Here is an 8109-nt window from a genome sequence, read left to right as displayed (position 1 = left end):
CGGTAGATCGGCCTGGCGCCCGAGGCGATGAGTATCTGCCGTTCGTCGGGCGAGAAGGCGTAGTCCGTGACGACGAGGTTGGCCGTCGGCTTGGGGAGCATCTGCTCGCCCTGCCCCGCCGCGGCGTAGCCGTAACGGACGATGTTGTTGCCTTCGAGGATGGTATAGTGTTCGCCGTCGGCCATCGAGCGGATGCCGCGGACGGTTTCGTTCATCGAGCGCAGGCGTGCGATCTCGGCATATTCGCCCCGCGCCTGTACCGTACCTGTGCCGACCGCTGCGGCTGCGAGGAGTGTGAAAAGTTGTGCCTTCACGTGGGAATCGGGTTTAAATGTCCTCTACTTCGAAATCGTAGCCGAGGCGTTTGCCCGTGACGAATTTCGAGTTGTCCATCTTGGTGTTGAACTGGTCGACCGTCACGCGTTTGTTGTCCTCGTAGGGCGGCATCAGCAGGTCGAAGTTCAGGGCGAACCAGATCGCCGGTTCGAGGATGCCGATCAGGGCTTCGCGGTCGATCTCGGCCTTGCCGAAGTTCATCGCCCGCATCGAGGTCTGCTGTTTGCCCTCGACGAAATAGCGGCGCTCGCGGTTGATGAAGATACGCCCGATGAGGTATCCCTCGTCGGCGTTGCGGTTGAACTTGAACGAGTCGGAGAGGAAATTGTAGATGTTGATCAGGCCGCAGTAGGAATTTTCGCGGTCGGACTGTACGTAGGGGTTCTGCCAGATCAGGTGGTTGGCGTCGAATTCGAAGACGTCGGTGTGCATCTGGAAAATGAGGATGTCGTTGGCCACCTGCAGCTGCGCCTCGAATTTTCCGCGGTCGCGGTATTCGAGCCTGACGCGGCGGTCGAGCTTGCCGTCGAGTTCGTCGTCCATCTCCGATGCCATTTCGAACAGCGTTTCCTTCAGTTCGTTGAAGGCTGCGAAGGTGTTGTCGAAGACCCGTTGCTTGAGGGTCGACTTGCGGATGATCGTATCCAGGATCTTGCTCCTGAGCGGTGTCGTTTCCATGCTATGCTGTTTTTATTTTATGCGTATCTGTTGCCCCTTTTCGAGCGTGCTGCCGGGCTTGAGGCGGTTGAGTTTTTCGATCGAACGGGTGCGGATGGCGTAGGACTGGCCTACGGCATAGGCCGTTTCGCCCTGGCGGCAGATGTGGGTGTGGGCATTGCCCTCCCAGCGCTTCTTTTTGCGCTCGATGTAGACCACCTCGCCGGTCAGCGGCTGTGCCTTCTTGTCTTTCAGGTCGTTGAATTTACGCAGGTTGCGAGCCGAAATGCGGAACTTCTGCCCGATATTCTCGAACGTGTCGCCCTCCTTGGCCAGCACGTAGTGTACGCCGTTGGTCTGGTAGACGTTGTAGCCGTTGTGGGCGTTGATCGTCACCCGGTAGTTGTCCGGGTCGATGGCCGGCGAAGCTCCTGCGGCCGGTTCGACGCTGCTCTGGTCGGCGAACCACCCTTCGGGGTCGGTTACCTTGCGTCCCATGCGCGAGGCGTAGAGCCGCTCGCCGTCGGGCCGGTCGAGCAGGTAGAGCTGGTTCTCCTCGATGATGCGCGTGAGCCGTTGCGCGTAGTCGGGTGCCGTGGCGTAGCCGGCGGCTTTGAGCCCCCGCGCCCAGCTCTTGTAATCGTCGGACGAGTAGGCGAACAGCGAGTCGTAGCGCGGCTGCGAATCGAGAAATTCGGCATGATCCCTGTACGACGCCTCGACCGAGGGGTAGCTGCGGAAGCACTCCCCCTTGGCGTCGTCGTCGTAATAGACCTTGTCGCCCGTCCAGTTGCGTTTGCACTTGATGCCGAAATGGTTGTTCGATTGCAGCGACAGCCAGCTGTTGCCGCAGTCGGACTCGAGGATGCCCTGCGCCATGGTGATGCTGGCGGGGATGCCGTACCGCTCCATGTGGGCCACGGCGATGGATTTGTAGCGGTCGATATATTCCTCGCGGGTCTGCCGCACCTGTGCCGGGAGGCTTTGTACGACTATCAAAAGGATTCCTGCGAGCGATATTGCTTTTTTGGAAAAATTCATTATCTTTGTTTAATCTTTACGGACAAAGGTATGATTTTCCCACGAGAATTACAATATAAAATGTACTGCTGAGCTATGTTTACCGAAACCGCAAACAAGATCTTCAACCGCGCCATCGGGGATTACCATCGGTGGGACGATGTGGATCATCCGATCGAAAATCCCTATGAGCCGGGTTCGCTCGAACACCTGTTATACCATAAAAACTGGATCGACACCGTGCAGTGGCACCTGGAGGATATCATCCGCGACCCGCAGATCGACCCCGTGGCCGCACTGGCCATCAAGCGCCGTATCGACAAGTCGAACCAGGATCGTACCGATATGGTGGAATATATCGACTCGTACCTGCTCGATAAATACAAGGACGTGGAACCCCGGCCCGACGCCAGGCTCAATACCGAGACCCCGGCGTGGGCGATCGACCGTCTGTCGATCCTGGCGCTGAAGATTTACCACATGGCATGCGAAGCCGAGCGTACGGACGTCGGCGATGCCCACCGCGCGGCGTGCCGGAAGAAGCTTGACGTGTTGCTGGCGCAGCAGGTCGACCTTTCGGGGGCGATCGAAGAGCTGATCGGGGATATCGAGGCCGGCCGCAAGTATATGAAGACCTATAAGCAGATGAAGATGTATAACGACCCGGCGTTGAACCCGGTGCTTTATGGGCAGAAAAAATAAGAGACTTCCGCGTCATCTGGTCGTTTTCCGGACTTCGGCGATGGGGGATGTGGCGATGCTGGCGCATGCGCTGCGGGCCTTGAAGGAGGCCTATCCCGACCTGAGGGTGACGGTAGCGACAAGACCCGTGTTTCGAGCCTTTTTTACAGGGCTCGATCTCGGTTTTATGGATGTAGATATCAAGGGTGTGCACCACTCCCTGCGGGGAATGTGGCGCCTGGCCGCCGATGCGCGGCGCCTGGGGGTGGATGCCGTGGCCGACGTGCACGGCGTGCTGCGTTCGGTGATGTTCCGCACCGCCCTGTGGCTGCGCGGAGTCCCCGTGGCGGCCATCGAGAAGGGGCGCGAGGAGAAAAAGGAGTTTATCCGCAAGGGCGGCCGCGGCGTGAAGCCCGCCAAGCATACCGTCGTCCGCTATTGCGATGTGTTCCGCAAACTGGGGTTCGTGTTCCACGATCCCGTGCCGGCCCTGCGGCGCTGCCGTCCCAACCCGATGGGGGAGAAGACGGGTACCTGGATCGGCTTCTCGCCGTTTTCGGCACAGCAGGGGAAAACCTATCCCACGGCGCTCGGGCGGGAGGCGGTGCGTCTGTTGGCCGAACGCTACGACCGGGTGTTCATACACAGCGGAGGCGGAGCCGAAGCGGAGTTCGCGCGGGAAATGGAGCGTGCGTACCCCAATGTGACGGCATTGTTCGGACGGGTCGGGATGGACGGCGAATTAGACCTGATCGCCAACCTGGACTGCGTGGTGGCGATGGACTCGCTCGTCATGCACATGGCCTCGCTCGTGGCGACGCCCGTAGTGTCGGTATGGGGTGCTACCCATCCCGGGCTGGGGTTCTTCGGCTATGGTTGCGACCCGCGCGGCATCCTGCAGGCCGATATGGAATGCCGTCCCTGTTCGGTCTTCGGGAACAAGCCGTGCCGTTACGGGGATTACCGCTGCCTGTATGCCGTGACGCCCGCCATGATTGCGGAGCGGGTGGCCGAAATGGTCGGTGAATAGGTTCGCCGTGGATATGCAAACAGCCCTCCGGATCAGGGGGCTGTTTTTTTGTGACTACTCTGTGCCGGGCACCTTTTCAGGACTGCCCCTTTATTTCCGCGGACGGGCGACGATGCCGTTCGGTACGGCGCGTTCGCCGGCATGGTCGAAGCGGCGGTTGTCGCTGGGGTGGCTGACCACCCCTTCCTGTGCTGTCCAGAGTGCCGAAGAACCGCCGCCGTCGAGGTTGAGGGCGTCCGTGAGCCCCAGCAGGCGGGCGATGTAAGCCGTTTCGGCGATCGTAGCGCCGGCAGCCTGGCCTTTGGCGCGGCCGTCGATTACGGCCATCACCACCTCGCCGTTCGGGCGCTTGCCGATCAGCGAACGCGGGTGGCGGTGGGTATAGAAGCTGTCGCCGGAGTCGTATTCGATGATCTTGCCTCCGCTGACCAGCAGGGGCCCGGCTGCGAGCGCCGCGCGGTAGCGGCGGGCTATGCGGGGGTATTGGGTGGTGTCGCAGGCGAAAATGGCGACGTCGTGCCCCTGTTTGTCCCGGATGGCGATGATGCCGTTGGTGCGCATGAGTTCGCCGGGTGTCGTGCGGCCCAATACCCGGCAGTCGACCATCACGAAGGTGATGGGCGTAAAGGTTTTCATGTTGAAATAGCTGCCGTTGATGGCTGCTGTGGCGTCGGCGGCTTCGCCCATGCGGCCCGTGGTTTCACCCTTGCCGTCGAGCTGTACGATCTGCGTGGCGAAGTGCCGCGCGGGGTAGCTGACGACCGAGATGCTCTGCCGCGAACCGAATATCTCGACCTGGGCGTAGCGGCACGCGGCACCCCGGCCGAGGTCGGTGGTATGCCAGTCGGCGGTGACGAAGGCGATGGAGTCGCCGGGCGTCTGTGCCGCGGCCGGGAGGGTGAACAGGAGCAGCAGGGCTGCGAAGAGTATTCTGGCCATAGTTGCAGTGTGGTTGACGGATGCAAATTTAACGAATAAACCGGTTCGGCAAGCCGTTTCACGGAACTGTTTGCGGGGCGGGGCGCGTTTTGTGCGGGGCGATCGTCCCGGCAGCCCGGGCTGCCCGTCCTGCAAGGCTTGTAGTGTCCGCCCGGTAAAGCTTGTGGCGCCCGCTCTGCAAGGCTTGTGGTTGCCTCCTTCGAAAACTTGTGGTGCCCGTCCGGTTGAAAACGGTGGGCGTCCTCCGGCAAATAAAACGCGCCCTCCGGGATTGCGGAAGGCGCGTGTGACCGCAGGGGGCTGCGGCTATTCGTTGGCTTTGGTGTAGACGGCGCCATTGCCCTCTACCGTCAGCGTATAGATACCGTCGGCATCCTTGGCGATGGTGGCCGTTTCGGTGAAGTCGATGGTCTGACCGTTGCCGATACTTTGGCCTTTGAGCAGGATTTTGCCGGCTTCGCCCTGCAATTCCCACGATGTGTAGTGCAGTGTGGCCATGTTGATCGACTGCGCCTCTCCTTCGACCATGATCCGGATGCCCATGACACCGTCGGGGTCGATCGGGTCGGGCATCGTCCAATTGCCGACGGCCTCGGCATAGGTGGGGTCGGTAGACACTTTCGAGGCGGTGGTGCCGTCTGCGAGTTTACCGCTGTAATTGACCGTGACGGGCGCTCCCAACAGCAGGCCGTTGGCCTCGCTTTTGTCGGCGTCCATGGTCGAGAAGGTGAATGTCCCCTCGGCGTTTTCGACGGTTACGGTGTTCATCGACGCATCGGTGATGGTGCCGGTGAAGCTCTTGGGGGTGTTGTCGTTGCAGGCTGCCAGGCCGCACAGGGCGATGGCCGCGACCATGATTTTCATGCGTTTCATCGTTCGTATGGTGTTTTAAAGGTTTAACGCTTTCGGATATATTCGTCGATGGCCTTTGCCGCCGTACGGCCGGCACCCATCGCCAGGATTACCGTGGCGGCTCCCGTCACGGCGTCGCCGCCCGCGAAAACTCCTTCGCGTGACGTGGCGCCGCGTTCGTCGGCGGTGATGCAGCCGCGCCGGTTGGTTTCGAGCCCTGCGGTCGTGGCGGCCAGCAGCGGATTGGGCGAGGTGCCCAGTGCCATGACGACTACGTCGCAGGCGATCCCGAACTCCGAGCCGGCCTTCACGACGGGCGAGCGGCGGCCGCTTTCGTCGGGTTCGCCCAGTTCCATCTCCACGCACCGGATGCCGGTCACCCAGCCGCGCTCGTCGCCGAGCACCTCGGTGGGGTTGGTGAGCATCCTGAAGCAGATGCCCTCCTCCTTGGCGTGGTGCACCTCTTCGGCGCGTGCCGGGAGTTCCTTCTCGCTGCGGCGGTAAACGATCGTCGCCTCGGCACCCAGCCGCTTGGCCGTGCGTACGGCGTCCATCGCCACGTTGCCTCCGCCGACCACCACCACCCGTTTGCCGACGTAGATCGGGGTGTCGTAGGCCTGGTCGTAGGCGTGCATCAGATTGGCGCGCGTGAGGAATTCATTGGCCGAGACCACGCCGTTGAGGTTCTCGCCCGGGATACCCATGAAGCGGGGCAGCCCGGCTCCCGAGCCGATGAATACGGCGGCGTAGCCCTCTTCGTCCAGCAGCGAGTCGATGGTCACGGTACGGCCGACGATGACGTCGGTCTCGATCTCCACGCCCAGTTTTTCGACCTCGGCGATTTCGCGGGCTACGATACGCTCCTTCGGAAGCCGGAACTCGGGGATGCCGTAGACCAGTACGCCGCCCGCCTTGTGCAGCGCCTCGAAGATCTTGACTTCATAGCCCAGTTTCGCAAGGTCGCTCGCGCAGGCCAGCCCGGCCGGGCCGCTGCCGATGACGGCGACCTTGTACCCGTTGCGGGGTGCGGTCTGTGCCGCGGCGGCGCCGTGTTCGAGCTTCCAGTCGCCGATGAAGCGTTCGAGTTTGCCGATGGCGACCGGTTCGCCTTTGATGCCCAGGATGCAGGAGCCTTCGCACTGCGATTCCTGCGGGCAGACGCGGCCGCAGATCGAGGGCAGCGAACTGTCGCCGGAGATGATGTCGGCGGCCTGCTGCAACTCCCCGGTGTGCAAGGCTCCGATGAAGTCGGGGATGCGGATGCTGACGGGGCAGGCTGCCACGCAGCGGGGATTCCTGCAGTGCAGGCAGCGCGACGCTTCCAGCCTTGCCTCGTCGAGGTCGTAACCATAGCAGACCTCCTCGAAGTTGGTCGCGCGGATTTGCGGGTCTTGTTCGCGCACGGGGACGCGCGGTATCTTGTTTGCCATTGTCGTGTATGCTTTGGGGATTCCCGGGGTGTGCGTCCCGGGCGGTGTCTATTTATCCAGTCCTATTTTACATTGGTGCCCGGCGGCGCGTTCGGCCTCGATGGCCGCGGCGCGCTGTTCCTGCGTGCGGTACATGCCCTGCCGGCGCATGGCTTCGTCGAAATCGACCTCGTGGCCGTCGAACTCGGGGCCTTCGACGCAGGTGAAACGCGTCCTGCCGCCGACCGTCACGCGGCAGGCGCCGCACATGCCCGTGCCGTCGACCATCAGCGCGTTGAGCGACACGGTTGTCCTGAGCCCGTATTTTTTCGTGGTGAGCGCCACGAATTTCATCATGACCATGGGCCCGATGGCGACACATTCGTCGTAATGCCGGCCCTGTTTTTCGACCAGCTCCTCGACGACCTGCGTGACGAGCCCCTTGAACCCTTCCGAACCGTCGTCGGTGGCGATGTAGAGGTTTTCGGCTACGGCACGCATGGCGTTGGTATAGATGAGCATGTCGCGGGTCTTGGCGCCGATGATGACATCGGCCGCGACGCCGTGCTCGCGGAGCCATTTGACCTGGGGGTAGACCGGGGCGGTGCCCACGCCGCCCGCTACGAAGAGGTAGTGCCGCCTGCGGAGCTCGCCGGGCTGCATCGTTACGAATTCCGAGGGGTGTCCCAGCGGGCCTGCGAAATCGGCGAAGGCATCGCCCGCATCCAGCGAGCATATTTTGCGTGTCGAGGCGCCGATGGCCTGCGTCACGATGGTGACGCTGCCCTGCGCGGGGTCGAAGTCCGAGATCGTGAGCGGGATGCGTTCGCCGTGCTCGTCGACGCGGACGATGACGAACTGCCCGGGTTGCGCCGAATGTGCGACGCGCGGTGCGAGGACTTGCATCAGCCAGATGCCCTCGGCGAGGAGTCTTTTTTCAAGTATCGGGTACATTACTATATTTTTTCCGGCCGCTGCCCTCGGGCGGAAGCCGCATATTGTCGTTATTCTTCGATGATGGCCGTCACCCTCAGCCGCCGCATCGGGCGCAGCGGGTCGTTGGTGACGATCATCACGAAATCGGTCAGCACGCCGAAATCCTGTTCGCCCGGGTCGACGGACACCCTCGCCGTGAAGGAACTGCCCGCCGGGATGCGTTGTCCGGGGACGAGAGTCGTGGCGATG

At 62.2% G+C, this 8109-nt stretch carries 8 protein-coding genes and 2 pseudogenes; 2 read left to right on the top strand and 8 right to left on the bottom strand.

The genetic code is table 11. The features are described from left to right. The 3 genes and pseudogenes from QVP03_RS02090 to QVP03_RS02080 form a co-directional block, all read right to left on the bottom strand. Nucleotides 1-314, bottom strand: a pseudogene (locus QVP03_RS02090) (S9 family peptidase); the annotation flags it as partial. 13 nt (nt 315-327) lie between these two features. Then, entirely contained in the window at nt 328-1014 is a 687-nt protein-coding gene (locus QVP03_RS02085; RefSeq protein WP_022332002.1) for a hypothetical protein, read from the bottom strand. A gap of 12 nt (nt 1015-1026) precedes the next feature. Beyond that, on the bottom strand, nt 1027-2034 hold the full coding sequence (locus QVP03_RS02080; RefSeq protein WP_022332001.1) for a glucosaminidase domain-containing protein: 1008 nt from the start codon (nt 2032-2034) through the stop codon (nt 1027-1029). A 75-nt stretch (nt 2035-2109) separates the two neighbouring features. On the opposite strand from QVP03_RS02080, the gene QVP03_RS02075 reads away from it, so the two are divergent. Together QVP03_RS02075 and QVP03_RS02070 are read left to right on the top strand one after the other, a co-directional pair. Further along, on the top strand, nt 2110-2715 hold the full coding sequence (locus tag QVP03_RS02075) for a DUF4254 domain-containing protein (protein WP_022332000.1): 606 nt from the start codon (nt 2110-2112) through the stop codon (nt 2713-2715). Next, nucleotides 2699-3724, top strand: a complete 1026-nt coding sequence (locus QVP03_RS02070; RefSeq protein WP_256166567.1) for a glycosyltransferase family 9 protein — start codon at nt 2699-2701, stop codon at nt 3722-3724. Before QVP03_RS02075 ends, QVP03_RS02070 begins: the two co-directional genes overlap by 17 nt. 90 nt (nt 3725-3814) lie before the next feature. On the opposite strand, the gene QVP03_RS02065 is transcribed toward QVP03_RS02070, so the two are convergent. From QVP03_RS02065 to QVP03_RS02045, 5 genes and pseudogenes are all read right to left on the bottom strand, one after another. Beyond that, nucleotides 3815-4663: a phosphodiester glycosidase family protein gene (locus QVP03_RS02065; RefSeq protein ID WP_022331998.1), complete on the bottom strand. Its 849-nt coding sequence runs from the start codon at nt 4661-4663 to the stop codon at nt 3815-3817. A gap of 306 nt (nt 4664-4969) precedes the next feature. After that, complete coding sequence (locus QVP03_RS02060; protein WP_022331997.1) at nt 4970-5536, bottom strand: lipocalin family protein; 567 nt, start codon at nt 5534-5536, stop codon at nt 4970-4972. 23 nt (nt 5537-5559) lie between these two features. Then, entirely contained in the window at nt 5560-6945 is a 1386-nt protein-coding gene (gltA, locus tag QVP03_RS02055) for an NADPH-dependent glutamate synthase (RefSeq protein WP_022331996.1), read from the bottom strand. Between the two features lie 48 nt (nt 6946-6993). Continuing rightward, a complete protein-coding gene (locus QVP03_RS02050) occupies nt 6994-7878 on the bottom strand; it encodes a sulfide/dihydroorotate dehydrogenase-like FAD/NAD-binding protein (protein ID WP_022331995.1) in 885 nt (294 codons plus the stop codon). A gap of 50 nt (nt 7879-7928) precedes the next feature. Further along, a pseudogene (locus QVP03_RS02045) lies at nt 7929-8109 on the bottom strand (DUF1573 domain-containing protein); the annotation flags it as partial.

This window comes from Alistipes sp. CAG:29, assembly GCF_000435435.1.
Taxonomy (GTDB): domain Bacteria; phylum Bacteroidota; class Bacteroidia; order Bacteroidales; family Rikenellaceae; genus Alistipes; species Alistipes onderdonkii.
Note: the sequence above shows the minus strand (reverse complement) of the source record. Positions and strands in the feature narration are given on the sequence as shown.